Origin of the sequence: Microbispora hainanensis (assembly GCF_006874475.1) — a bacterium.
In the GTDB taxonomy this organism is placed as follows: Bacteria; Actinomycetota; Actinomycetes; order Streptosporangiales; family Streptosporangiaceae; genus Microbispora; species Microbispora hainanensis.
Genome location: NZ_VIRM01000002.1, coordinates 82675 through 108022 on the forward strand (window position 1 = coordinate 82675; position 25348 = coordinate 108022).

Genomic DNA, 25348 nt, shown 5'->3' on the forward strand with positions numbered 1-25348 from the left:
GTTGAGGCGGTCTACGCTCGACGCGTGCAGACCGAGGGGCCGAGCAGGACCGCCCTCCACACGGCGGCGGCGCGCGCCGCCCACCTGATCGTCGACGGGGGGCCGGTGGTCTTCCGCGACCCGCTCGCGTACCCCCTGCTGGGGGAGTGCGCCGAGCACTACGTGCGCCTGCACCGCGAGGCGGCGGACCACCCCGTCCTCGCCGCGCTGCGCGCGGCCGTCGTCACCCGGAGCCGCTACACCGAGGACCGCCTGGCCGCCGCCGTACGGCGGGGCGTCCGCCAGTACGTGATCCTCGGCGCGGGGCTGGACACCTACGCCTGCAGATCAGCCTCTGGCTCCCTAAAGGTCTTCGAGGTCGACCACCCGGACACCCAGAGCTGGAAGCGGGAGGCGCTGGCGCGCGCGGGCATTCCCGCACCGCCCCTCCTCACGTACGTCCCCGCGGACCTGGAAGCCGGGGAGTGCCCCGTCGACCGGCTCGTCGCGCACGGGTTCGACCTCGCGCGCCCGGCGTTCGCGAGCTGGCTCGGCGTGACCGTCTATCTCACCCGCGAGGCCGTCGCGCGCACGCTGGCCGGGCTCGGCCGCCTCGCCCCCGGCAGCGAGGTGATCATGGACCACCTGCTGCCCGAGGCCCTGCGCGGCCCGCGTGCCCGTGCGTACGCCGAGACCCTGATGCCGCTGGTGGCGCAGGGCGGTGAGCCCTGGCTGACGTTCCTGAGCCCCCGGGAGGCGGCGGACCTGCTGGAGGAGCACGGCTTCGGGCACCTGCTCGAGCAGGTGCCCGAGCAGGTGCCCGAGCAGGTGGCGGAGTGCCACGCCGCCGGTGCCGCTCTCCGGGAGCGACGGCAGCGACGGGAGCGACGGGAGCGAACGGACGCCCTGGCCGGCAGCGGGATCTCGGTGATCACCCACGCCCGTCGAAGGGCCTGACGAGAGCGGTTCGCGGCCCACCGTACGCCGGCCCGCCGCGCGCAGCCGCCCAAAGGCCCGACGGGATCGGTTCGCGGGCAACCGTTCGCCGGCCCGCCGCGCTGAGCCGACGAAAGGCCCGACGGGGCCGGGCCCGGGCGGCTTCGCCGCAGGCCAAGGCCGGGGTGCCGGCGACGGCGGCACGTCCGGGCGGGCACCATCACCGCGCCGATAGACTGGCGTCACCGCCTCGCTGCCTTCATGGGGGTCCTTTCCAGTGTCTGAGTTCGACACGGTTCTCGTCGTGGACTTCGGCGCGCAATACGCGCAGCTGATCGCGCGACGGGTGCGTGAGTGTCACGTCTACTCCGAGATCGTCCCGTCGTCGATGCCGGTGTCGGAGATGCTGGCCAGGAAGCCCAAGGCGATCATCCTGTCCGGCGGCCCCTCCTCGGTGTACGCCGAGGGCGCCCCGCCGGTCCCCGACGGCCTGTTCGAGACCGGGGTGCCGACCTTCGGCATCTGCTACGGCTTCCAGGCGATGGCCCGGGCGCTCGGAGGCGAGGTCGCCAGGACCGACTCCGCCGAGTTCGGCGGCACCGCGCTCAAGGTCCTCCAGGAGGGCCTGCTGTTCGCCGGTCTGCCCGCCGCGCAGACCGTCTGGATGTCGCACGGCGACTCTGTGGTCGGCGCACCCGCCGGGTTCGCCGTCACCGCCGCGACCGACGCCACCCCGGTCGCCGCGATGGAGGACCCCTCGCGCGGCCTCTACGGCGTGCAGTTCCACCCCGAGGTGCTCCACTCCGAGCACGGGCAGCAGGTGCTCAAGCACTTCCTGGAGGCGGCCGGCTGCCGTCCCTCGTGGACCATGCTCAACATCGTCGAAGACGCCGTGGAGGCCGTGCGCGCCCAGGTGGGCGACGGCCGGGCGATCTGCGCGCTGTCGGGCGGCGTCGACTCCGCCGTCGCCGCCGCGATCGTGCAGCGGGCCATCGGCGACCGGCTGACCTGCGTCTTCGTCGACCACGGGCTGCTGCGCAAGGGCGAGGCCGAGCAGGTCGAGCGCGACTTCGTCGAGGTGACCGGCGTCAAGCTGCGCGTCGTGGACGCCTCCGAGCGCTTCCTTAAGGCGCTGTCGGGCGTCACCGACCCGGAGGAGAAGCGGAAAATCATCGGCCGGGAGTTCATCCGCGTCTTCGAGGACGAGCAGCGCGCGATCCTCGCCGACGGGCCGGTGGACTTCCTCGTGCAGGGCACGCTCTACCCGGACGTGGTCGAGTCGGGCGGCGGCACCGGCACCGCGAACATCAAGTCGCACCACAACGTGGGCGGGCTGCCCGACGACCTCAAGTTCGAACTGGTCGAGCCGCTGCGCACGCTGTTCAAGGACGAGGTGCGGCGGGCCGGCGAGCAGCTGGGCCTGCCCCCGGCGATGGTCTGGCGCCAGCCGTTCCCCGGGCCCGGCCTCGGCATCCGGATCATCGGCGAGGTCACCCGCGAGCGTCTCGACCTGCTGCGCGAGGCCGACGCCATCGCCCGCGAGGAGCTGACCCGCGCCGGACTCGACCGCGACATCTGGCAGTGCCCGGTCGTGCTGCTCGCCGACGTCCGCTCGGTGGGCGTGCAGGGCGACGGCCGCACCTACGGCCACCCGGTCGTCCTGCGGCCGGTGACCTCCGAGGACGCCATGACCGCCGACTGGGCGCGGGTGCCGTACGACGTGCTGTCGCGCATCTCCACCCGCATCACCAACGAGGTCCGCGAGGTCAACCGGGTCGTGCTCGACGTGACGAGCAAGCCGCCGGGCACCATCGAGTGGGAGTGACCCCGAATCACCGCGCGGGGATGTGAGCCGGGATCAACCGGAATGATCCCGGCGAGGCTGGATAGGGTAACGCGGTGATTGCCGCTCAGCCCGTCACCGCTCGCTCCGGCGCGAAGGCCGCGAGACTCGCCTGGCTCGACGCCCTGCGGGGGATCGGCGCGATGGCCGTGGTCGCCGAGCACGCGCTGCCCTGGTTCATGCCGTCGTTGCGCCCCTACTGGTTCAACCTCGGCATGTACGGCGTGCTGGTCTTCTTCCTCGTCAGCGGATACATCATCCCCGCGTCCCTGGAGAAGCGGGGTGACGTCGCGGCGTTCTGGGTCAGCCGGGTGTTCCGGCTGTATCCGCTCTATCTGCTGGTGATCGCGGCGGTGCTCGTCATGGCCTTCTGGGTGCCGGTGCGCCAGGAGGTGCCCCGGCATCCGTCGGCCGTGGCCGCGCACGTGAGCATGCTGCTCGACGTCGTCCACACCGGCGCCCTCGCCGACCCGATGTGGACGCTGTCGTACGAGATGGTGTTCTACCTGCTGGTGACCGCGCTGTTCGTGGGCGGGGTGCACCGGCGCAGCGGGGCGCTGGCGATCGCCTTCGGCGTCGTGGCGGTCGCCGCCGGGCTGGTGCTGTCGGCGCCGCTGCTGCCGGGGCCGTGGCCCGCCATCGCCGCCTGCGTGCTGTTCCTCGCGGGACTGGCCTGCCTGATCACCGGCCGGTTCCGCACGGTCGCGGCGTACGCGCTGGGTCTGATGGCGCTCGTGCTGCTCGTGTTCGGCAGCTTCGTGCCGTGGTTCGGCGCGGCCATCCTCGCGGTGATGTTCACGGGGACGGCCGTGTATCGCTGGGAGAAGGGCTCGGCCGGACTCGGCCCGGTCGTGGTCGCGGCGGCCCTGGTGGCCGCCGCGCCCGTGTGGGCGATCCAGGCGGGCTGGTGGTGGGTGCAGCCCGACGTGTGGATCACCACGATGGTCCTCGCCGGAGGGACGTTCGCGCTGGGCATGGCGCTGCGCGGGCGGCGCGGCCCCGGGGTGCTGACCTGGCTCGGCCTGATCAGCTACTCGGTCTATCTCGTGCACCACCCGCTGCTCAGATATCTGAACGCGCTCGCGGGCGACCTGCGGTCGCTCACGCCGATCGGCCAGGCGGCCGTCGCGCTCGGCTATCTCGTCGCGCTGCTCACGCTGAGCTGGCTCACCTATCGCTTCGTGGAGGCGCCGGCCCAGGCGCTGGGCCGCCGGATCAGTGGACGTCTGTCGTCTGCACGCCCGACGACTGCTCGGGATATACCTGTCCCGGGGTGAGCTCCTGGCCTTCGAGCAGGGTGGACACCGTGACGAAGCTGTAGCCCTCCGCGGTCAGCAGTTCGAGCACCTCGGGCATCGACTCCACGGTCTGCTTGACCGTCTCGTGCATCAGCACGACCTCGCCCTCTCCGGCCACATCCAGGGCCCGGTTCGTGAGGAAGTCCACGTGCCGGTAGTCCTTGATGTAGTCCTTCGTGGCGGTCGTGCCGGGCACCTGGATGAGCCCGAGCTTGGCGGTGACCTCCTCCACGCCGCCGTTGCGCAGCCCGCCGGGCGCGCGGAAGAGCTTCGGCGCCTTGCCCGTCGTCTTCTTGATCAGCCGCTGGGCGTCGCCGATCTTCTTGTTGATGTCGGCGTACTTGAGCGTGGTCAGATAGGTGCCGTCCCACGAGTGGTTGCCGATCTCGTGGCCCGACTTGGTGATCAACTGGGTGAGCTTCGGGTGCTTCTTCACCTCTGAGCCGATGACGAAGAACGTCGCCTTCGCCTTGTATTCGGAGAGGGTCTTCAGCAGCGTCTGCAGGTATGGCCCCGGACCGTCGTCAAAGGTCAGGGCGATGCATTTGTGGGTCGCACAGTACGGCTCGTCGGTCGCACGAGCCTGCGCAGGAGTCGCGGTGACGGCCGCCGCGAGAGCGCACGCGACGGCCAGAGGGATCAGACGACGTACAGCCATGGGGTACTCCTCGGGGGGATCTATAACGCGGCATCGTAACGTGCTTCGGGTTGCTTCCTCCTCTTCAGTCCGATTTCGTACGGGCCGGAAACCTTCGTCCACCTGGGACGGGAGCGATTAAACCTTCGGCCAAGGAAGGGACTAAGCCTGCCCCCTCACGAGCGGGTTTCGCGATGCTGGGCCGGTCGGAAGAGGAACCGGGCAGCGTGAGGAGGGGCGGGTGACACGAACCGCCACCACCCGGTCGGCGTGGGGGACGTGGATCGGGTTCGAGTCCTGTCCCGCGCTGCTCGGCCGCCTCGTCGAGGGCTTCGCCGGTCCCTGGATCCCGCTTGAGGACGTCCCCGTCCCCGGCACGCCCGCCGTTCCGGCGAGCGACGCGGACACGGCGCCGGACGGGACACAGGACCCGGCACGGGACACGGCAGGGGACACGGCAGGGGACACGGCAGGGGACGCGGCGCCGGGCGGAACCGGCGCGATCGGATGCGTCCTGCTCGCCGCGCGCTCCCCGGCCGACCTGCGCAGGGCGGTGCCGCTGGGCGGCCTGCTGCCCAGGGCGACGCGGGTGCGGATCGCCGTCGCCGACGTGCCGTCCTGGGCGGCCCAGCCGCTGCCCGTCACCGCGCCGGGCGCCTGCTGGCGGCACCTGACCGAGATGCGGGTGACCCGCCGGGGCCGCGGCTGGCACCTCGACGCCGCCTTCACCGAGCCGGTGCCGGCCGGTGACGTCGTGGCCCACGTCGCGAGCGGCCTGTTCGGCGGATGCGCGGCGGCCACTCCCGTGGCGGGGCTGGAAGGCGGCGCCACAGCCGACTGGCGGCCCGGCGATCCCAACGTCACGCTGTCGCCGCCCGGCGGGCCGGTGCCGGACCGTCGCGACGCCCCCGGCTGCGACCTGCCGCTGCGTCAGGCGAACGGCTCTGTACTCGCCGGGAGCACCGGTTCGGCGGCCGGTGGCCTGCTGCCGCCGCTGGACGAGGCCGTGGTCAACCCCATCGGATTCCGCCGGAATCCCGCGCAGGGCATCGCGGTGCTCGCCGCGCGCCGGGAGGGGTTCGTCGTCACCCTCGGCGACGACAGGCTCGTACGGCTCCCGGCCAATGGGCGGGTCACGGACGTGGACATCGCCCGCCTGCGGGACGTACGCGGCATCGAGGTGCCCGGCGCACAGGTGACGGAGGGACGGGCGAATGAGGTCGCCCGCGTCGTCGCCGCCCTCTCGGCCGCCGGGATTCCGGTGCTCGCCGCGCCCGATCCCGCCCGCGACCGGGCGCTGGGCCGCGCCCTGGCCACCGCGCTCGCCGCCGTGACCGGCGAGGCGCTCGCGTCCGACCTGCGCCGCGAGGAGCTGAGCATCCGGCTGCGCCGGGCCGCGCTGCGCGAGCACGGGGCCGCCGCCCGCTGGCGGGGTCTGGCCCTGGCCGCCGGCCTGCCGGTGCCACCGGACCCGAAGGTCTCGATCCTGCTGTGCACGCGGCGCCCCGAGATGGTGCCGTTCGCGGTCGAGCAGATGGAGCGTCAGCGCGGCGTGAGCGCCGAACTGATCGTGGGGCTCCACGGCTTCACGGCACGGGAGGCCGCGATCCCCCGCACGCGGCTGCCGCTCACCGTGATCGAGGCCCACACCACGACGCCGTTCGGGGAGGTGCTGAACCGGATGGCGGCCGTCGCCTCCGGGTCGTGCCTCGCCAAGGTGGACGACGACGACTGGTATGGCCCCGACCACCTCGCCGACCTCCTGCTCGCCAGGCGCTACAGCGGCGCCGACCTCGTCGGCTCGGCCGCGGAGTTCGTCTACCTGGAGCCGCTCGACGTGACGATCAGGCGGTGTATCGGCACCGAGCGGTTCGTGCCGCTGGTGGCCGGGGGCACGATGCTGGTCACCCGGGCGGCGTTCGAGGCGGCCGGCGGCTTCCGGCCCCTGGCGAGGACGGTGGACGGCCAGCTCCTGCAGGCGGTCGAGGCCGCCGGCGGCCGGATCTACCGCACCCACGGCCTCGGTTATGTGCTGCGCCGCCGCAGCGCGTACGGCCACACCTGGCGCCAGCCCGTGCAGTCGTTCCTCGCTTCCTTCCAGGAGCAGTGGCGTGGGCTGGTCTTCAACGAACTGATGGAGGACGGTGCCCGATGGCGGGCGGAGGTGACGACGTGACGGGGGCTGCGCGCATCCCGCTCAACGACTACGGGGTGCTCGGAGAACCACCCGCGCTGGGGGACTGGACGCCCACGCTCACGGTGAGCGTGGTGATCCCCGCCTATCGCGCGGAGCGCACGCTGCCGCTGACACTGGCCGGTCTGGCCCGGCAGACCTACCCGGCCCACCTCATGGAGGTCGTGGTGGTGGACGACGGCGAGCGGCCCATGGAGCCGCCGGCCGAGTCGTCGGCCGGGCCGCTGCCGGAGCGGCTGCGGGTGGTCCGCCCGCGCGGCGGGGCGTGGGGGAGAGCGAGCGCCTGCGCGGCGGGGGCCGAGGCGGCCGAGGGCGAGGTGATCCTCTACCTCGACGCCGACCTCGTGCTGTTCCCCGAGCACGTCGAGGCCCAGATGCGCTGGCATCACCTGGCCGACTATCTGGTCGTGCTCGGGCACCTGCGGTTCGTGCCCGGTCTCGACGAAATCCCGGCGAGCGAGGTGCTCGCGGCCATCGAGGCGGGCGCGGTGCCCAAGCTCTTCTCCGAGGAGGACGCCACGCCGCAGTGGACCGAGCGGCGTTGGGACCAGACGGACGACCTGCGGGCCGCCGGGTTCAGCGCGTTCTCCGTCATGGTGGGGGCCACCGCGTCGCTGCCCGCCCGCCTGCTGCGCGCCGCCGGAGGACTCGACGCCTCGCTCGTCCTCGGCGAGGACACCGAGCTCGGCTATCGGCTGGCCCAGGCGGGAGCCGTGTTCGTGCCCGACCGCGACAGCCGGTGCTGGCACCTCGGCCGGTCCACGGTGATGCGCCGCGAGCCCGAGGTGAAGCGGCACAACTGGCCCCACCTCGCCGAGCGCGTCCCCACCTTCCGCTGGCTGCGCAGGCACCCTCACCGCACCTACCTCGTGCCGTACGTCGACGTCGTGGTCGAGGTGGGGGACGCGTCGTTCGAGGAGGTCAGGGCGACCGTCGACGCCGTGCTCGCCGGGCGGCTGCCCGACGTGCGGGTGACGGTCGTCGGGCCCTGGGGACGGCTCGGCGGAGGGCGGCGCGACCCGCTCGGCGACCCCTCGCTCGACCTGCGCCTGGTGCTCGCCTGTTATCAGGGCGAGCCGCGCGTGCGGTTCCGCGAGGCCGTGCCGGACGACTGCTTCCCCGTGCCGTTCCGCTTCCACTGCCCGCCCGGCTGGGTGCCCTCGCGCGGCACCATCGGGGCGGTGGTCAAGCACGCCGACCGGCAGCGGCTCGGGATCGTCTCGCTCGCGCTGGACGAGCGCGAGGACGGCCGCGTCGTGCACGCCCGGCTGGAGCGCACCGCCGCGATGAGCCGCGCTCGCCACTGCGCCGGGCCGGGGGACGACCTCGGCGACCTGGTCCACGAGATGTACGGCACGGTGTGGGACGCCGGCGACAAATGGGGGTTCCTGCCCGCCGGGCTCGCCGCGACCACCGCCCCGCGGGTCCCCGGCACCGCCCCGTCGGACGTCACCGGCGACGCCGGCGCCGTGAGGGCGCCCCGGCGTTCCCGTCCCCAGGGCCGGTCCGGCGCCCGGCCGCTGCGCCGCACCGCCCGGCTGCTCCGCAGGCGCCTGCGCGCGCTCGTGAGCCCCGCCTGAGCCGCTGTGTCTCCCGCTTCGCCGACCATAAGGAGCGCCCGTGCCCCGCCTCAGCGTGATCGTCCCGATCTACGACGTGGAACCGTACCTCGCCGGTTGCCTGGCCTCGGTCGCGGCGCAGACGTGGCCGGACATCGAGGTCGTCATGGTCGACGACGGCTCGCCCGACGGCAGCGCCGAGATCGCCGCCGGCTTCGCGGCGCGCGACGACAGGTTCCGGCTGGTCCGCCAGGCCAACGCGGGGCTCGGGGCGGCGCGCAACACGGGCGTGCGGCACGCGACCGGGGAGCACCTGATGTTCCTCGACAGCGACGACCTGCTGCCGGCGCACGCCCTCGAATGCCTGCTGGCGTCCCTGGAGCGGACGGGATCGGACCTCGCCACGGGCAACGTGCTGCGCCTCGACGGGCGCGGCGCCCGCCAGTCGGCCCTGCACCGGGCCGTCTTCGCCGACGCCGCCGCGGCCACCCACATCACCCGGACGCACGCGCTCCTGCGCGACCGCCTGGTCACCAACAAGCTGTGGCGCCGCTCGTTCTGGGACGCCCACGGGTTCGCCTTCCCAGAAGGCGTGCTGTACGAGGACATCGCGGTGGCCCTGCGCGCCCACTTCCTGGCGCGGGCCGTCGACGTGGTGCCCACGCCGGTCTACCTGTGGCGGCGGCGCGAGGACGGCGGCCGCTCCATCACCCAGGACAAGACGCGGGCCGCGCACCTGGAGGACCGGTTCGCCGCCGTCACCGAGGTCCGCCGCTTCCTGAGCGAGCACAACTTCACCGCGCACATCCACGCCTGGGACCACGCCGTGCTCGACGGCGACCTCACGAACTTCCTCGACGTGCTCGACCAGGCCACCCCGGCGTTCCGGGAGCGCTTCCTCGACCTCGCCTGCCTCTATCTGGAGGACGTGGCGCCCTCCGTGCTCGACGGGCTGCCCGCGCTGCGGCGCGTGCAGTGGCATCTGGTGCGCCTGCGCCGCATGGACGATCTGCTGGAGGTCCTTGCCTGGGAGCGGGAGGTGCCGCCCGACCGCAGGCTCGTCCGCAGGATGGGCGGTCATCACCTGAACGTGCCCCTCGCCCGCTCCGCCGACCGGGAGATGCCCGCCGCCGTGACCAGGGCCAGGGACGAGCTCGTCCCGCGTCACCGCATCGACGCGGTCCGCTGGGAGGACGGCGCGCTCGTGGTGGAGGGACGCGCGGCCCCGCCCTACCTGCGCCCCACCCGGCGGGTCCACCAGCAGGTCTTCGCCACCCTCGTCCACGAGCGCACCGGGCGGCGCGTCCGGGTGCCGGCCTCGGTCACCAGGGCCCGGGTGTCCACGAAGTCGAAGGAACGCGACTGGGGCGGCTTCCGGCTCGTCATCGACCCGGCGGCGCTGGCCAGGCCCGGCCGGCTCGGGCGGTGGCACGTCGAGCTGCGCGTGCTCCACCGGGGCGTCCTGCGGCGCGGACGGCTGACCGACCCGCGCGCCGCCGCCTCGACCGTCGAGCAGGCGGGATATCGCACCGTGGGGCCCGACCACTATGTCGCCCCGATGCTCGGGGAGACCGGCGTCCTCGTGCTGCGGGCCGAGCGGGAGACCGCCCGGGTCGTCACGCGGGAGGTGCGCGACGGCCGCCTGCGCCTGGTGGGCCACGTCGTCAACGACCTCGGCCCGAGCCCGGTGCTCCAGGTCACCCGGCGTCCCGGCGGCGTTCCTCGCACCTATCCCGTGCACGTCGACCGGCGTACGTTCGAGACCGCCGTCGACCTGCGCGACCTGCTGCCCGCGTCCCCTGCCCCGCGGATCGCCGTACCGGACGAGGTCGCCGCGCCCGAGACGTGGTGGGAGATCGAGGTGCGGGCCGCCGACGGCACCGTGACGCCCATGACCGTCGCCGAGGACGTGCCCACCGGCCGGTACGGCCTGGCCGGCCGGGAGATCGTCGTGACCCGCGACCGCACCGGCGGCCTGGTGCTGCGGCACCAGCCCGCCGCGGCCTACGCCGACCTCGCCGAATGGCTGCCCGCGCGCTGCGGCGGCGGCGGCGAGCTGCTCATCGAGGGCGGCCTCGCCGTACCCCACGAGATGTCGGCGCTGGTGGTGACCGCCCTCGACCCCGATGCGCGCGCCACTCCCCGGCGAGGGGAGTGGCTGCTGCCGATCGAGGGAGCGGGCACCCGCTTCCGGGCGCGGCTGACGCCCGAGCAGGTCGCCTCGCCCGCCGGGCGGCTGCCGCTGCCGCGCGGCCGGTACGCCCTGGCGATCCGGGCGCGCACCGCCGGGGGAGAGTGGACGGACCTGCCGCTGGAGTTCGACACCGACCTGCCGGCGGCGCACCAGACGGCCCGCCGTACGTTCGGGGTCGTCACGTCGGGCCCGGGGCGGGCCGTGCTGACCGTGAGCGGCGACCTGACCGCCGACGAGCGCGGCAGGAAGGCCCGGCGGGCGCTGCGCACGAGGACCTATCCCCAGATGAGGGACCGGCCGCTGCGGGACGCCGTCCTGTTCGACGGCGGCGCGGGCACCCGCTTCGGCGGCAGCCCGAGAGCGGTCTGCGAGGAGCTGCGCCGCCGGGGCACCGACCTGCCGCTGCTGTGGAACGTGCGGGACGGCCAGGTCGCCCTGCCCGGCGACGTCGAATCGGTGCGCACGCTGGGACGGGAGCACTACGAGGCACTCGCCCGGTGCCGCTACGTCGTCACCGACGCGCCGCTGCCGCCGTGGTTCGAGCGCAGGCCCGGCCAGGTGGTCGTGCAGACCTGGCAGCAGCCCGCGTGCACGCCGAAGGAGCCCGCAGGCCGGTCCGGGGCGGGGCAGTGGACGCATCTCGTTTCGGCGGGGCCGTGGTGGACGCCGCTGCTGCGGCGGACGTCCGGCTACGAGGGAGAGGTGCTGGAGACCGGCCTGCCCTGCGACGACCTGCTGACCGGAGCCGGCGCCCGGGAACGCGCCGCCGAGGTGCGGCGCCGCCTCGGCCTGCCGGAGCGCGCCCGCGTCCTGCTGTACGTCGCGGGGGAGCACGACAGGCTCGACGCCGGTCGTCTGGCGGCCGGGCTTCCGGAGGACCACGTCCTGCTGGTCCGAGCCGCCGGCGCCGGGCCGGACGACGCCCGCGTCCGTGACACCGGCGGCCATCCGGACCCGCACGAGCTGTACCTCGCGGCCGACGTCCTGATCGCCGGGGACGCGGCGGCGGTGTTCGACTTCGCCGTGACGGGACGCCCGGTGCTCCTGCACGCCGGCCGGCCGCGGGACCTGTGGTTCCTGCCCGAGGCGCCGGGGCCGGTGCTGCCGCACGAGGGAGAGGTGCTCGACGCGCTCGCGCACCTCGGCGAGCTCGCGGACAAGCACCGGGACGCGTACGCCGCGTTCCTGGCGCGCTATCGCCCGATGGCCGACGGGCAGGCCGCCCGCCGGGTGGTGGACGCGCTGTTCGGCTGACCGTCGCGCCGCCCCCGACCCCGCTCAGGAAGCGATCAGGGCCGGTTGGGTCAAGAGCCGGCCAAGCGAGCGTAAGGCCATGGGGATGGGCCGGTGGCGCGGGGCCGTCCGTCGGCATCCTGACGGCGTGACGGTGCCTGTCAGGCTCTCGGTGGTCGTCCCCCTGCACGGCGGGGAGGAACACGCCGAGGAGTGCCTCGAATCCCTGCGCGACCAGACCCTGGACGACCTGGAGGTGATCCTCGTCGGCCGCCCGCGGGGCCTTCACCCGCCCGACCACAGGTTCACGCTCCTCACGCTCGGCGACGGCGGCGACGACCCCGGCACGGCGCGCAACGCGGGCGCGACCTTCGCTACCGGGCGCTACCTCGCCTTCGCCGACCCCGGTTCGGTCGTCCCCGCGGACGCCTACCGTGCGCTGGTCGGCGCCCTCGACCACACCGGCTCCGACCTCGCCTGCGGCCGGATCCGCACCTGGACGCGGAACGCCCCGGGCCAGGCGGCGGACCCGGCGCCGAAGGCCAGGCTGCGCACGCACATCACCCGGCATCAGAAGCTGCTGGACGACCCGCGGGCGGGCGGCACGGTGTTCCGCCGGGAGTTCTGGAACCGGCACGAGTTCGCCTTCCCTGCGGGCCTGGGCGAGGACTTCCCCGTGACGATCCCCGCGCACGTGCTGTCCACCTCGGCCGACGTGCTCGGCGACGTGGTCTGCCTCACGCGCGGGTCCCGGCCGCCGGCCGAGCCGCTGCGCCGCCTGGAGGCGATGCTGGAGGTGTCGGACCTGCTCGCACGGCACGCGCCGCAGCTGCGCACCGCCTACGACCTCCGCTTGGCGGAGGGGCCCGACCTCGACGCCGTGCTGGAGGCCGTACGCGACCGCGTTCCCGACCGGCTCGCCGAGGTGCTGGGCCGTCTGGGCCGCCTGGACCCCGGCGCGGTGGAACGGCTGCCGGTCCTGAGAAGGCTCCAGATCCACTTCGCCGCGCACGGCATGACCGGCGAGCTGGCGGAGCTGCGGACCTTCGCCGCCTCGGAGATCAGGCACCGGGGCGTGCTCCGGCGGGGGCTGCGGCCCCGCCGCTGGTATCTCGACTACCCCTTCCGGCGGGACCCCCGGCTCCCGCGCTCGCTGTTCGACGCCACTCGCGACCTGCGGCTCGTCGCCTGTGTGGACGACGTACGCCATTCGGACGGCAGGCTCGCCCTGACCGGACACGCGTACATCGCCCACCTGGACAGCCGGCGCAGCCGGATCGAGCTGTGGCTCCAGCGCGGGGAGGAGCGGATAACGCTGCCGGTGCACCGGACCCGCAGGCCCGATGTGACCGCCGACTCCCGCCAGTCGGTCGCCTGCCACGACGACGCCGGCTTCGAGACCGTGGTCGCCCTCGACACCCTGCCCGCCGGCCGGTGGGCGCTGCACGCGCGGGTCCACGCGCGGGGAGTGACCCGGGCGGGCCGGGTGACCGGAGCTCCGGGCGAGCGGGTCTTCGACGCCGGGAACGTGCGCGTCTCCCTCACCCGTGACCGCGGGCTCCTGCTCGGTCCCCGCACCGCCGGCGACCCGGCTCCCGGCCCCGGCGGCCTCGTCGGCGCGATCCGGTGGACGGAGGCAGGCGAGCCGGTCCTGGAGTGGACGGGCCGGTGCCCGGCAGATCGGATCGTGCTGGAATGCGGCACGGAGCGGCACTCCTGGCCGGTCCGCCGGGACGAGGCGACGTGGACGGCCGCCGTCGGCAGGACGGCCGAGGGACTTCCGCTCCGCAGCGGCGCCTGGCGGGTGCTCGCCCTGTCACCGGCGGGCGGGGAGGAGCGCGTGCGCCTGAGCCCGGCGCTGATCGCCGACCCGCCGAGGCCGCGGGTCACCGGGTTCCACGAAATCGCGGTCCGCACCTCGCGCGACGGCGACCTGAGCCTCGCCGTGCGCCCGGCGCTCGGCCCGCACGAGCGCGGGCCGTACGCGACGCGCAGGCGGCGGGCGGCGGCGCCGCGACGCACGGCGCTGCGGAACGCGGCGGTGTTCGACAGCTACGGCGGCGGGCAGTATTCGTGTAATCCCCGGGCCGTCTCCGAGGAGCTGGCGCGCCGCCACCCGGACGTGGAGATCGTCTGGGTCACCAGGGACGGGCAGTTCTCGGTCCCGCCCGGTGTGCGCCTGGTCCTGTACGGCTCGCGCGAGCACGAGGAGGCGCTGCGCACCAGCCGCTTCGTCGTGGCCAACCGGCGCACGCAGCCAGGGTGGTATCGCAAGCCGCGCGGGCAGACGGTCGTGCAGACCTGGCACGGCACGCCGCTCAAGCGCCTGGGCCTCGACCTCGAAGGCATGCCGTACGCGCAGCGGGTGCCGCGTGACGAGCTGGCGCGGCAGGTGGCGACCTGGGACCTGCTGCTGTCGCCGAGCCCGTTCGCCACCGACGCGCTGCGCGGCGCGTTCGGCTACCAGGGGGAGATCCTGGAGTCGGGCTACCCGCGCAACGACGTACTCTTCGATCCCGCCCGCGCCCGCGCGGCCCGGCGGCGGCTGGGCCTGCCTGCCGGCCGGCGGGTCATCCTCTACGCGCCGACGTGGCGGGACGACGACACCACCGGCCGGCTCGCGCTCGACCCGGTCAGGGCGGCCGGTGCGCTGGGCGGCGACGACGTGCTGCTCGTGCGGGCCCACTATCTGATGGCGCGGGACATGACGTTCCCGGACGGCGACCGCATCCGCGATGTCTCGAGATTTCCGGACATGGCAGATCTCTTGGCCGCCGCGGACGTGCTGGTCACCGACTACTCGTCGGCGATGTTCGACTTCGCGTGCACCGGCAGGCCCATGGTGTTCTTCGCACACGACCTGGAGCGCTACCGCGACGAGGTGCGCGGCTTCTACTTCGACTTCGAGGCCGAGGCCCCCGGGCCCGTGCTCAAAACCGGCGACGACGTGCTCGACGTGCTGCGGCACGGCGACCTCGGGCGATTCGCGGCGCGCTATGAGCGGTTCGCCCGCACCTACTGCCCCTGGGACGACGGACACGCCTCGGCGCGCGTGGTCGCGCGCCTGCGGCCATGACCCGCGCCGCCCGGCAGGCCGCCGCCGGCCGCACGTCCCGGCGGGCCGCCGGCCGTCCGCCCCGCCGTACGGCCGCGGGGGTGTCGCGACGCGACGCGCCCTCGGCTTTTGCGAAGCGCCCCGCCGCGGAGCCCGAACGGCCCGCCAGGTCCGCCGTCGTGACCGTCGTGCCCGCCGTTCTCGCGATCGTGGTGGGGCTGTGGAACCTCGGCGGGCCGCCGCCGTGGCGGGACGAGGCGGCCACCGTCAGCGCGGCCGGCCGCACCCTTCCCCAACTGGCGCACCTGCTGCAGTCGGTCGACGCCGTGCACGGCCTCTACTACGCGCTGATGCACGTCGTCGCGGGGCTGTCCGGCACGGCCGGGGTGGCGCTGCGGTTGCCGTCCGTCGTCGCGGGCGCGCTGGCCGCCGCCGGGACCGGCGCGATCGGCCGCGCGCTCGGCGTCCCCCGGGCGGGCCTGTACGGCGGTGTGCTGCTGGCCCTTATGCCCATCTTCTCCAGATATGTCCAGGAGGCCCGTCCGTACGCGCTGACGGCGGCGGCGGCCGTCGGCGTGACCCTGCTGTCGCTGCGCCTGATGCGGTCGCCCACGTCGGGGGTCCTGGCGGCGTACGCGGCGGCACTGACCGTGCTGGCCTACCTCAACCTGTTCGCGTTCCTCCTGGCGGGAGCGCACGGCCTCGCCGTGATCCTGTCGCGGGGACCGCTGCTCCGGTGGGCGTGCGCGGTGACACCGGCGCTGGCGGCCGTGGCGCCGCTGGCCTGGCTCGGCTCCCGGCAGAGCGCGCAGGTGGGGTGGATTCCCCGGCCGGAGGCGGCCGACGCCGGCACCCTCGCCGTCCGGCTGTCGGGCGACCTCGGCGGGGCGACGGGACCCGGAGTGGCCCCCCTGACCTGGGCGCTCGTGCTCTTCGGCCTCGTGTATGCCGCGGTCGCGGGCGTCCGCCGGGCGCGCGCCGCGCACGCCGGAAAACCGGCCGCGCGTGGACTTCCGGCGACCGCCGCAGGCCGCGCCGAGACGGCCACTGCGCTGCGTGCCGAGACGGCGGCTGCGCTGCGTGCCGAGACGGCCGCCGTGGGCCGGCCGGAAAGACCGTGGGCCGCCGGTCCGGGCGGGACACCGTCCGCGGGCGCGGCCTTCTCCGGCCAGGCGGCGCTTGTGCGGCTGACGCTGCCGTGGCTGCTCGTGCCCGCGCTGGTGCTGCTCGCGGCCTCGTGGGTGGTCCATCCCGTGTACGTGTTCCGCTACGTCCTCTACTGCGTCCCGGCGGCGGCGCTGCTCGCCGGGGCGGGCCTGGCCGCGCTGCCCCCCGGTCTCGGCGCGGCCGTGCTGACCGCCTGGCTCGGCCTGTCGGTTCCCGGGCATTTCGCCACACGAGGGCCCGACGGCAGGCAGGACGATCCGCGGCCGGTCATGGTGATGCTCGCGGCCGAGGCGAAGCCGGGTGACGGGGTGCTGTTCGTCCCCGCCAAGGTCAGGAAGTACGAAACGGTCTATCCGTCGGTCTTCGGCAGGCTGCGCGACGTGGCGCTGGCCCGGTCACCCGAGCGGGACGGCAGCTTCTCCGGCCGCGAGGTGGGCCCCCGGGTGCTCGCCGCCCGGCTCGACGGGCTGCGTACGCTCTGGGTCGTCGGCCAAACGGGCAAGAACGCGATGCCCGCCCGCAGGCGCGCCCTGGTCGAGCGTTCGTTCGCCCCGGCCGGCCGCTGGACCTTCCGGGGCATGTTCGTGGACAGGTACGACAGGTATGACCCGGGGGCCGCTCACCGCTCGAACGGCGCCGGGGTGGGGAAGTAGGCCTCAAGGAACCGCCCCAGCAGCGCGTCCTGCTCGATCGTGGTGGGAGCGGTGTCGTTGAGGCAGAACACGTCGTGCCTGCGCCGGGCCAGCATGCGGCGCAGCTTGGCCGGCGTCTTCGGCAGCGACAGGTCCACGTAGGTGTAGTCGACCGTGCCGGGCACCGCCCGTCCGCTCAGATAGCCGTAGTAGTGCGCCAGTGACGACACCACCGAGATGTCCCGCGACGTGCGGAACCTGCTGCGCGCGGTCGCCGTGAACTCCGCCGTGAACCGCCCCTCCAGCTCGTGCATGACCGACCGGCGCAGCGCGTAGGGCACGTGCTTGAGCTTCTGCGTGATCGTGCGGCCGGTCAGGTTCTCCAGGATGCGCCGGTTGTTCATGCCGGCGGCGTGCACCGGCGACTCCTCGGTCTCCGGCACGCCGAAGGGCACATGAACGGTGCTGGGGAAGAAGCGGGTGATCCCGTTGCCCTCGAAGAACGTGCGGGGAGGCAGCGGCCGGCCCAGGAAGAAGTCGTCGTTGAAATAGAGGAAGTGTTCGCTGAGCCCGTCGATGTGATGCAGCTGCGTCTCGATGGCGTGGGAGTTGAACACCGGCAGCACCGACGGGTCGGTGAAGATCTCCTTGTGATCCACCACCGCGATCATCGGGTGCGTGGTGTCGAGCCAGGGCGGCGTCTGGCCGTCGGTGACGATCCAGATCCGGTTGATCCAGGGGGCGTACATCAGCAGCGAGCGCAGCGAATAACGCAGCTCGTCCCTGCTGGTGAACCGGGCCTCCGTGGTCGCCATCTCGCTCGGCGGGGCGCCGGTGCGCAGCGCCTCGGCGCGCTCGGCCTGCTGCCGGCGCGCCCGCCAGGCGGGGTCGGCGCCGTCCACCCACGTGTAGACGGCGTCGATCGGGAAGTCGATGTCGTCGAGCAGCCGCCGGACGAACTCGGGCCGGGTGCGATAGGCGCGGGCCCTGCGGGCGGCGCACGCCAGCGGCGTGAACAGCTCCTCGCCGCCGTCCACGGCGGGGCCGTCGACGGGGACGCGGTCGCAGGCGGGGTTCGGCCTCGGGGCGACCAGCTCGTCCGCCTCCCGGGCCCAGAACTCCAGGTCGCACCCGTGCTCCGGGCCGAGTGTCAGCGTGCGCGAGGGGCTGGCGAAATACATGGCCAGCCGCACGACCTTGGCGTCGCCGAGCAGCGCCGCCGCGCGCCGCACCGGGCGCATCCGGCCCGCGTCCGCCTGGCGCGCCCGCGCGCCCTGCCTGCCGTACGGCTGTCGCGACGCGAACAGCGGATGACTGCCGGCCGCGAGCGCGGCCAGGGCGCGCGGGCGGTCGTCCTCGGACACGGCGATCACCGGCGGCCGGTTGGGCTGCGGGCGCACACAGAAGTACGGCACGGCCGCCTCGCCCAGCAGGGCGCACACCACGTCCAGCGTCTCGCGCTGGGCCTGGAGCGGACCCGCGTCCGCCCGGATGAGAGCGGCGCGCGGCGCGGGCTCCCATGACGGCAGCCGCCCCTGCAGCCGCCGGTACAACGTGACAACGGGCATGGTCTCCCCCTCGACCACGGACTGTAATCGATCGGCGACCGGATTGGCGGATGGTTTACCCAGATGAGGGGGACGGTCAAGAAGCGGCAATGAGATGCCCTGCCTGTTACCGAAGAGCAGGCCAACGGCTACCGGTTGTAGTCATTCTTGCCTGCATGGGAGGCTTCACGCTGGACGACATACTCGCGACGCGCAAGCCGAGAGACTCGTGGTGGACCGTCTTCATGGTCGATCCGCTCGCCTGCCGGCTCGCGCTGCTCGTGGCCAATCACACCTCGATCACGCCAAACGGACTGACACGACTGTCCATGCTGATCGGCTTCGCTTCGGCGGCGGCCTTCACGGAGGGCATGCTCGTCGCCGGTGCGGTGCTGTTCTATCTGAGCTTCATGGTCGACTGCATGGACGGCAAGATCGCCAGACTCAAGGGCACGGGGACGCCCTTCGGCCTGTGGCTCGACTACGTCGGCGACCGGGTGCGGGTGGTCTGCTGCGCCTTCGGATGGGGGTTCGGGGAGTACACCCGCACGGGCGACACCGACCTGGCGCTCGCCGCCGTCGGCGTCGTGGTGCTCGACCTGTTCCGCTACATCAACGGCCCCCAGCTCAAGCGGGTCAAGGACGCCACCCGGGCGCTGCTCGAGACGCGGCTGGAGGGGCAGTACGTCCTCGCCGAGAGCGTCCTGCGCTCCCGGCCGCGAAGCGAGCTGGAGCAGGCCAGGACGGAGTTCGAGCAGACCGTCGAGGACGCCGGCGCCACGGTGGTCGACCTGCAGAAGGCGTTCCACGCGCGCTTCCCCTGGTATGACCGGTTCCGGGTCTTCCTGGTGCGGCACCGCGTGCGCACCCACGTCGTGAGCGGCATCGAGTTCCACGCCGCGGTCTTCGTCGTGGCCCCGCTGTTCGGAGCCGCGGCCCTGGTGCCGGTCGCGGCCGTGGCCGGCGCGCTGCTGCTGGCGTTCGAGATGTTCCTGGTCTACCGCGTCTGGCTGGCGTCGCGCCAGGTGCCCCGCACCGCCGCCGAGAGAGAGAAGATCCTCGTCTGACCGGCCTTCTCGGCCCGATCCACTACTTGTACGGCGTGACGCCGTAGGACCCGCGTCACCAGCCGCGCCCGGGGGCGGGCGGCGGCGTGACGTCCGGAAATTTCACCACGGGGGATAGAACTCATGCATTCGGACAGACCTGTCTTCGTCGTCGGCTGCCCGCGCTCCGGCACCACCATGCTGCAGCTCATGCTGCACTCGCACCCGCGCATCGCGGTCCCGCCCGAGACGCGGTTCCTCGTCCCGGCCTACTTCTCCCGCCGGGCGTACGGCGACATGCGGCTGGCCGACAACAGGCGCAGGCTGGCGACCTGGATCGCCGAGGGCCGCACCACGAAGTTCCACGAGCTCGGGCTGAGCCGCCCCGACTTCATCCAGGCGGCCATGCTCGGCCCGGGCAGCTTCGGCTCGGTCATCGGCATGGTCTTCAAGTGCTATGCCGAGCGCTTCGGCAAGCCGCGCTGGGGCGACAAGCGGCCCAGCTACTACCGGCACGTCGAGATGCTGATGCGGATGTTCCCCGACGCGCAGTTCGTCCACCTCGTCAGGGACGGCCGCGACTGCGTGGCCTCGCTCAAGCAGATGCCCTGGTACAAGGCCGACGCCGTGCACGCCATGGCCAACTGGGCCGAGTCGATCGACTTCGGCCGCCGGCACGCGCGCAAGCTGCCCGCCGACAGCTTCTACGAGCTGCGATACGAGGACCTGACCGCCGACCCGGAGACCGAGCTGAAGAAGCTGTGCGTGTTCCTCGGCGAGGACTACGACCCGGCGATGTGCGAGCCGCGCCACGTGGCCGAGCTCGCCGTGCCCAAGCACAAGGTGTGGCACAGCAACACGCACGAGGAGGTGACCACCGCCCACTCGGGCAAGTGGGCCTCCCGGCTGGAGCCCTGGGAGATCTCGCTGTGCGAGGAGGTGCTCGGCGAGCGGCTCACGGCGTACGGCTACGAGCTGAGCGGGGCGCGCAAGCCCGACCGCGAGCACGTCGCGGCGTTCAAGGCGGCGGCGGCCAAGCGCCGCGCGGCGCGGCTGCGCAAGTACAACCGCGACCGCCTCACCCGGCTGCGCGAGCCCGGTCCGATCGCCGCGCTGCTGACAGAGGGCCAGCGGCAGCTCGCGGGCCTGCCCCAGCAGCGCTCCTACGAACTGCTCCCCCGCTGACAACCTCTCTCGACGATCTCAGCCGCCCTGCGGGGGGCCGACCGACGACCGCATGACGAGACGCGAGCGGAGCGTGTGCGTCTCGCGGCCGGCCTCGGCCCCCTGCACGATGTCGAGGAGCACCCCGGCCGCCTTCGCGCCGAGCTCGTGCACCGGCTGCGCGATCATCGTCAGCGGCGGGTCCATCACCGCCGCCCAGGCGCTGTCGTCGAACCCGATGAGGGCGACGTCGCGCGGATAGGACAGTCCGGCGGCCCGTAGGGCGCGCAAGGCGCCCGTCACCGCCTCGGTCTCGGTGCAGAACAGCGCGGTGATGCGGTCGGGCAGGGCGAGCATGCGCGCGACCTCCTGGGTCACCCGCTCCTCGACCTTGCGCCCGACCATCACCAGCTCGGGGTCGAAGGGGATCCGCGCGTCGTCGAGCGCGTCGAGGTAGCCGCGCAGCCGCTCGCCGTCGGTCCAGAGATTGCGGGACGCCGCGTCCAGCAGCTCGCGCCGGGTGGCGGGCGGCTGCGCCATGGGCGGTCCCCACACGAAGCCGATCCGGCGGTGCCCCGCCTCGATCAGCCGCTCGACCGCCTCACGCGCGGCGTCGCGGTTGTCGATGACGACCGCGTCGAGGTCGAGCGCCGGGATGGCCCGGTCGACCAGGACGACGGGGACGCCGCGCTTCAGCGCCTCCCTGACATGGCCGACCTCCCGGCCGCTGACCGCGGCGGACGCGATGATCATGCCGTCGACGCGCTTGTCGATCAGCACGTTGGTGGCGGCGACCTCCTCGTCGAGGTTCTCGTAGGTGCTCAGCACGATCGTGTCGAAGCCGCGGGCGCGGGAGGCGTCGCAGACGCCGCGGACCAGCCCGGCGAAGAAGGGGTTGCCGATGTCGGCGACGATCACGCCGATGGTGTGGCTCACGCCGGTCGACATGCTGCGGGCGAGGGCGTTGGCGCGGTAGCCGAGCTTCTCGGCCGCCGCGAGCACACGTTGGCGCAGCTCGGGGCTGACGTGCCCATAGCCGCCGAGCGTGCGGGCGGCGGTCGCGCGCCCGACCCCCGCCTCGGCCGCCACCTCGGAGATCGTCACCCGTCCGGCGGCCTGGCTCCGCTCAGCTGGCATGGCCGGCGTTCCTCCCTCTCGTCCTAGCGAAGCTTAGTGAGAACGGGCCGTCCGTGGCCGAACGCGCCCTCCACCAGGCACTGCTCGTACGCCGACCGCGCGCCGTCGTGGAGCGCGCGCTCGACGGCGTCGCGGCGGGGGGAGGCGCCGGCGGTCCAGCCGCCGCGCAGCAGCGAGACGGCGAACCCGGTGAGGAAGGCGTCGCCGCAGCCCATCGTGTCGGCCATCAGGCGAGGATCCTCCACCCGGAGCGCGGGGGTCGCGATCGTGACCCTGCCGTCGTGCGCGATCGCCCCCTCGACGCCGCGCGTGGCCAGCGCGAGCCCCGCGCCGCGCCGTACGGCCTCGGCCAGCAGCGCCCGTGTGGCGGCCTCGTCGAGATGTGAGCACGACAGCAGCACGAGGTCGGCGTACGGGCAGACCCGGCCGAGGTAGCCGGGAGTGCGGAACTCGTCCTCGCTGGACAGGTCGAAGCTCACCACCGGGCCGAGCCCGGCCAGCTTGGGCAGCTCGGTCTCGCTCCGGGAGTACACGCTGGAGTGCACCAGGTCGAAGGAGGCGGCGTAACGCAGCAGGTCGTCGCCCAGGACGAGCGGCTCCCGCAGCGTGACACCGCCGCCGTTCCAGCCGAGGAAGACGCGGTCGCCGTCGTCCACGCGCAAGGTGGAGACGCCGCTTTCGCCGGTCCGTACGACGCAGTGGTCGGTCGCGACCCCCTGGGCGGCGATCGAGTCGCGCAGGAAGCCGCCGAGCTCGTCGTCGCCGAACACGCCCAGGTAGGCCGCGTCGAGGCCGAGGCGGCGGGCGTAGACGGCCACGTTGACGCTGTTGCCTCCGGGATACTCCACGCCGCGGTCGACGAACCGGTCGACGATGTTGTCGCCGAAGCCGAGGACTCTCAAGGGACTCTCCTGTGGACGGGCCCCCGCGCAGGCATGCGCGAGGGCCCGGAAGGGGGGACGGCGGGATCAGTAGTCCATGACGCGGTAGTAGCGGCGCAGGTCGAGCGAGTGGTCGCGTACCCGCTCCAGGTGCTTGCTGACGCGGCTCATCACGGTGTCGAGGACGAGCGGCGCGAGCAGGCCGCGGAACCGCGGGCTGATGCCGTCGAGCGGGTAGTCCTTCGTGTCGAAGACCGTGACGTCCTCGGAGATCCGCCTGGCGAACGCCTCGGCCCGGTCGGTGAGAGCCCTCGCCTCGTCCTCGCCCTGGAAGACGATCACGCTGGTGTTCTCTTCGAGCAGTTCGAGCGAGCCGTGGAAGAACTCGGCGCTGTGCACCCGCGTGGTGCGCAGCCACTGCATCTCCTCCAGGATGCACATGGAGTAGAGGTAGGTGAACCCCCACAGGTTGCCGCCGCCGACGAGGAAGTAGTAGTCGCTGTCCTTGTGGGCGTCGGCGAACGCCTCGGCGACCGGCTCGGCCTGCCTGGCGACCTCCAGGAGGATCCGCGGGAGGTCGTCGAACTCGGCGGCGAACCTCTCGTAGCCGTCGAACTCGCCCCGCCGCGACAGCAGCCGGCTCATGAAGAGCAGCATCTGCATGTCGAACGGCCACGTCTTGGGCTCGGTCAGCAGCGCGAGGTCGACGTTCCGGGCGACCGGCGAGTCGGGGTGGCCGGTGAAGCCGACGGTATAGGCGCCCTTCGACCTGCAGAATTCGATGGCCCTCACGACGTCGTCGGTGGTGCCGGAGACCGAGGTGAAGATCGCCACCGAGCGCCCGCCGAGCGCCTTCTCGTCCACGGCCACGAGCTCGGCCGCGATCACCGCGCGCACGTCGAGCGTGGACCGCCGGCGGGCCAGGAGCTCGTACGGCCACATCTGGGCGTAGGTGCCGCCGGCGCCGACGAGGTAGAGGTTGTCGAATCCCCCGTCCACGAGCCGATCGACCAGTTCCTCGATCCGCGGGCGCAGCGCCACCGCGCTCGCCAGCTGGGAGAGGAATTCCGGCTCGTCGAATCCGAGCATTGTCGCGTCCTTTCGGGATCACCTGCGGACCGGCGGCGCCCCTGCTGCCTGATACCGGTATCACGCCCGGTCACGCTGGCACAGGTGAACGTGCGACGTCAACACCGCAACCCATCTTGTCAATGCGCTGCGCCTACTAGCTGCTGTTTCTCGTCTGGCTGCGCTCCTGGAGGCGTCCGGCGCGGAAAAATTCCTGAACTAGGTCTGGTACCGGTATCAGATGGTCTGTACAGTCACCCCACACCAGCGGGTCGTGCCCGCCGAATCCCGGTGTCACCGCACGGCGGCTCCCGGCGGGTTGCGGTGTCCCGGCATCGCCCCAGGTCCCGGCGCCGGCGGTCCTCCCTCCGCAGACGGACCAGCCCCCAGACGGACCAGCCCAGAGAGACCAGCCCCCATACAGACCAGAGAGAGGAAGCCCATGCGCCCTCGCGCACTGACGACGTTCGCGGCACTCGCCGGGACGTCGGTGCTCGCCCTCGCCGGGTGCACCGGCGGCGGGCAGGCGGACACGGCTCCCGCGGCCGACGTGACCGCCGCCCCCGACTACTCCGGCACCCTGAGCATCCTCACCAAGTTCGCCGGAGAGCCGCTGGAGCCGTACTTCGAGAACCTGGCCGCCGAATACGAGAAGCTCCACCCCGGCGTGAAGATCCAGCTCATCCAGGAGACCGACCAGAGCATCAAGGACAAGACCAAGACGCTGACCGCGTCGAACGCCCTGCCCGACGTCTACTTCACCTGGACGGGCAACTGGGCGGAGAACTTCGTCCGCGGCGGCCGCGCGGCCGACCTGACCGAGGTCGTCGGACCCGGCACGGAGTGGGGGAAGACCTTCAGCGAGGGGGCGCTGTCGGCCTTCGCCTACGACGGCAGGTACTACGGGATCCCGCTCTACGGCAACGGCAAGTTCATGGGCTACAACAAGGCCGCGTTCGCCAAGGCGGGAGTGAAGGTGCCCGCCACGTTCGAGGACCTGATCGCCGCGTGCGGGCCGCTGCGCAAGGCCGGGTATGAGCCGATCGCGTTCGGCAACAAGGACGGCTGGCCGGCCCTCCACTACCTGCAGCAGATGTTCGCCTACGACGTGCCGTGGGACACCCTGCAGGCCGACCTCAAGCCCGCGACGGCGAAGCTCGACGATCCGGGCTACGTCACCGCGCTGACCCGGTTCACGACCCTCGTCGACACCTGCACCGACACCAGGAGCGGCACCAACGGCGTGCTGTACAGCTCGGCGCAGGAGAAGTTCGCCGACGGCAAGGCGGCCATGTACTACCAGGAGATCCTGGAGTTCGACAACGAGACCGCCGAGGGCAAGCTCCCCGCGGACGACTTCGGCATCTTCCCGCTGCCGGCGCCACAGGGGGCGAAGGGCGACCCCGCGGTGATCGAGGGCGCGCCCGAGGGATATCTGGTCAACGCCGCCTCCCCGCGCATCCCGCTGGCCGTCGACTTCATGAAGTTCGTCACGAGCGTGGAGAACGCCAAGACCCTGTCGTCGCCGCCGTACGGGCAGCCCAGCACGGTCATCGGCGCGGTCACGCCCGAGACCTCCAGCAGCGCCGTGTTCGCGGGCGTCGGGCTGGTCAACAAGGCGCCGAAGCTCGCCGCCTGGCTCGACACCGTCACCGTGCCCGAGGTGGCCGACGCCTGGCTGTCCGGCGGCGAGGCGCTGATCACCGGCGGCAGGACCCCCGAGCAGGTGCTCGAGAGCGTCCGCCGGGCCTCGGCGTCGGCGAAGTAGCCGGAGGAGA

16 protein-coding genes are annotated in these 25348 nt (G+C 73.1%); 11 read left to right on the forward strand and 5 right to left on the reverse strand.

Features of this window, described 5'->3' with window-relative positions; all coding sequences use genetic code 11:
• The first annotated feature begins 24 nt into the window (after positions 1-24).
• The 3 genes from FLX08_RS01955 to FLX08_RS01965 all read left to right on the forward strand — a co-directional run bounded on the left by FLX08_RS01955 (position 25) and on the right by FLX08_RS01965 (position 4035).
• Positions 25-936 carry a class I SAM-dependent methyltransferase gene (locus FLX08_RS01955; protein ID WP_142616439.1) on the forward strand — a complete coding sequence of 304 codons (912 nt, stop codon included), beginning with the start codon at positions 25-27 and terminating at the stop codon, positions 934-936.
• A gap of 256 nt (positions 937-1192) precedes the next feature.
• Positions 1193-2740 (forward strand): glutamine-hydrolyzing GMP synthase, encoded by a 1548-nt coding sequence (gene guaA / locus FLX08_RS01960; protein WP_142616440.1) that lies wholly within the window; start codon positions 1193-1195, stop codon positions 2738-2740.
• A 74-nt stretch (positions 2741-2814) separates the two neighbouring features.
• Positions 2815-4035, forward strand: coding sequence for an acyltransferase family protein (locus FLX08_RS01965; RefSeq protein ID WP_244312205.1), 1221 nt, complete (start codon positions 2815-2817; stop codon positions 4033-4035).
• Here the strand turns inward: FLX08_RS01965 and FLX08_RS01970 are convergent.
• Positions 3974-4714, reverse strand: a complete 741-nt coding sequence (locus tag FLX08_RS01970; protein WP_142616441.1) for a polysaccharide deacetylase family protein — start codon at positions 4712-4714, stop codon at positions 3974-3976. The two genes, FLX08_RS01965 and FLX08_RS01970, sit on opposite strands and share 62 nt — an antisense overlap.
• 220 nt (positions 4715-4934) lie before the next feature.
• On the opposite strand from FLX08_RS01970, the gene FLX08_RS01975 reads away from it, so the two are divergent.
• From FLX08_RS01975 to FLX08_RS01995, 5 genes are all read left to right on the forward strand, one after another.
• The gene (locus FLX08_RS01975; RefSeq protein ID WP_142616442.1) at positions 4935-6869 is read left to right on the forward strand and encodes a glycosyltransferase family 2 protein; all 1935 of its coding nucleotides are present in this window, start codon (positions 4935-4937) and stop codon (positions 6867-6869) included.
• Positions 6866-8467 carry a glycosyltransferase family 2 protein gene (locus tag FLX08_RS01980; RefSeq protein WP_167530243.1) on the forward strand — a complete coding sequence of 534 codons (1602 nt, stop codon included), beginning with the start codon at positions 6866-6868 and terminating at the stop codon, positions 8465-8467. Before FLX08_RS01975 ends, FLX08_RS01980 begins: the two co-directional genes overlap by 4 nt.
• A 40-nt stretch (positions 8468-8507) precedes the next feature.
• On the forward strand, positions 8508-11894 hold the full coding sequence (locus FLX08_RS01985; RefSeq protein WP_142616444.1) for a bifunctional glycosyltransferase/CDP-glycerol:glycerophosphate glycerophosphotransferase: 3387 nt from the start codon (positions 8508-8510) through the stop codon (positions 11892-11894).
• A gap of 127 nt (positions 11895-12021) precedes the next feature.
• Positions 12022-14949, forward strand: a complete 2928-nt coding sequence (locus tag FLX08_RS01990; RefSeq protein WP_167530244.1) for a bifunctional glycosyltransferase/CDP-glycerol:glycerophosphate glycerophosphotransferase — start codon at positions 12022-12024, stop codon at positions 14947-14949.
• A complete protein-coding gene (locus tag FLX08_RS01995; RefSeq protein WP_142616446.1) occupies positions 14946-16748 on the forward strand; it encodes a glycosyltransferase family 39 protein in 1803 nt (600 codons plus the stop codon). Before FLX08_RS01990 ends, FLX08_RS01995 begins: the two co-directional genes overlap by 4 nt.
• Here FLX08_RS01995 and FLX08_RS02000 read toward each other — a convergent pair.
• Positions 16715-18295 (reverse strand): stealth family protein, encoded by a 1581-nt coding sequence (locus FLX08_RS02000; RefSeq protein ID WP_142616447.1) that lies wholly within the window; start codon positions 18293-18295, stop codon positions 16715-16717. The genes FLX08_RS01995 and FLX08_RS02000 overlap by 34 nt on opposite strands.
• Before the next feature lie 155 nt (positions 18296-18450).
• Here FLX08_RS02000 and FLX08_RS02005 point away from each other — a divergent pair, with 155 nt between their 5' ends.
• Both FLX08_RS02005 and FLX08_RS02010 read left to right on the forward strand, forming a co-directional pair.
• Positions 18451-19341: a CDP-alcohol phosphatidyltransferase family protein gene (locus FLX08_RS02005; RefSeq protein ID WP_142616448.1), complete on the forward strand. Its 891-nt coding sequence runs from the start codon at positions 18451-18453 to the stop codon at positions 19339-19341.
• A gap of 123 nt (positions 19342-19464) precedes the next feature.
• Positions 19465-20505 (forward strand): sulfotransferase family protein, encoded by a 1041-nt coding sequence (locus FLX08_RS02010; RefSeq protein ID WP_142616449.1) that lies wholly within the window; start codon positions 19465-19467, stop codon positions 20503-20505.
• An 18-nt stretch (positions 20506-20523) separates the two neighbouring features.
• On the opposite strand, the gene FLX08_RS02015 is transcribed toward FLX08_RS02010, so the two are convergent.
• The 3 genes from FLX08_RS02015 to FLX08_RS02025 all read right to left on the reverse strand — a co-directional run bounded on the left by FLX08_RS02015 (position 20524) and on the right by FLX08_RS02025 (position 23591).
• On the reverse strand, positions 20524-21621 hold the full coding sequence (locus FLX08_RS02015; RefSeq protein ID WP_142616450.1) for a LacI family DNA-binding transcriptional regulator: 1098 nt from the start codon (positions 21619-21621) through the stop codon (positions 20524-20526).
• Between the two features lie 23 nt (positions 21622-21644).
• Positions 21645-22523, reverse strand: coding sequence for a PfkB family carbohydrate kinase (locus FLX08_RS02020; RefSeq protein WP_142616451.1), 879 nt, complete (start codon positions 22521-22523; stop codon positions 21645-21647).
• 66 nt (positions 22524-22589) lie between these two features.
• Positions 22590-23591 carry an SIS domain-containing protein gene (locus FLX08_RS02025; protein ID WP_142616452.1) on the reverse strand — a complete coding sequence of 334 codons (1002 nt, stop codon included), beginning with the start codon at positions 23589-23591 and terminating at the stop codon, positions 22590-22592.
• Positions 23592-24012: 421 nt separating this feature from the next.
• Here FLX08_RS02025 and FLX08_RS02030 point away from each other — a divergent pair, with 421 nt between their 5' ends.
• Positions 24013-25338, forward strand: a complete 1326-nt coding sequence (locus FLX08_RS02030; protein WP_142616453.1) for an ABC transporter substrate-binding protein — start codon at positions 24013-24015, stop codon at positions 25336-25338.
• Positions 25339-25348 lie beyond the last annotated feature (10 nt).

Bases quoted from the DNA above. Each gene is read 5' to 3' on its own strand.
- FLX08_RS02030 (WP_142616453.1), top strand. From the start codon at position 24,013: ATGCGCCCTCGCGCACTGACGACGTTCGCGGCACTCGCCGGGACGTCG.
- FLX08_RS01970 (WP_142616441.1), bottom strand. From the start codon at position 4,714: ATGGCTGTACGTCGTCTGATCCCTCTGGCCGTCGCGTGCGCTCTCGCG.
- FLX08_RS02025 (WP_142616452.1), bottom strand. From the start codon at position 23,591: ATGCTCGGATTCGACGAGCCGGAATTCCTCTCCCAGCTGGCGAGCGCG.
- FLX08_RS02015 (WP_142616450.1), bottom strand. From the start codon at position 21,621: ATGCCAGCTGAGCGGAGCCAGGCCGCCGGACGGGTGACGATCTCCGAG.
- FLX08_RS02000 (WP_142616447.1), bottom strand. From the start codon at position 18,295: ATGCCCGTTGTCACGTTGTACCGGCGGCTGCAGGGGCGGCTGCCGTCA.
- FLX08_RS01995 (WP_142616446.1), top strand. From the start codon at position 14,946: ATGACCCGCGCCGCCCGGCAGGCCGCCGCCGGCCGCACGTCCCGGCGG.
- FLX08_RS02005 (WP_142616448.1), top strand. From the start codon at position 18,451: ATGGGAGGCTTCACGCTGGACGACATACTCGCGACGCGCAAGCCGAGA.
- FLX08_RS02010 (WP_142616449.1), top strand. From the start codon at position 19,465: ATGCATTCGGACAGACCTGTCTTCGTCGTCGGCTGCCCGCGCTCCGGC.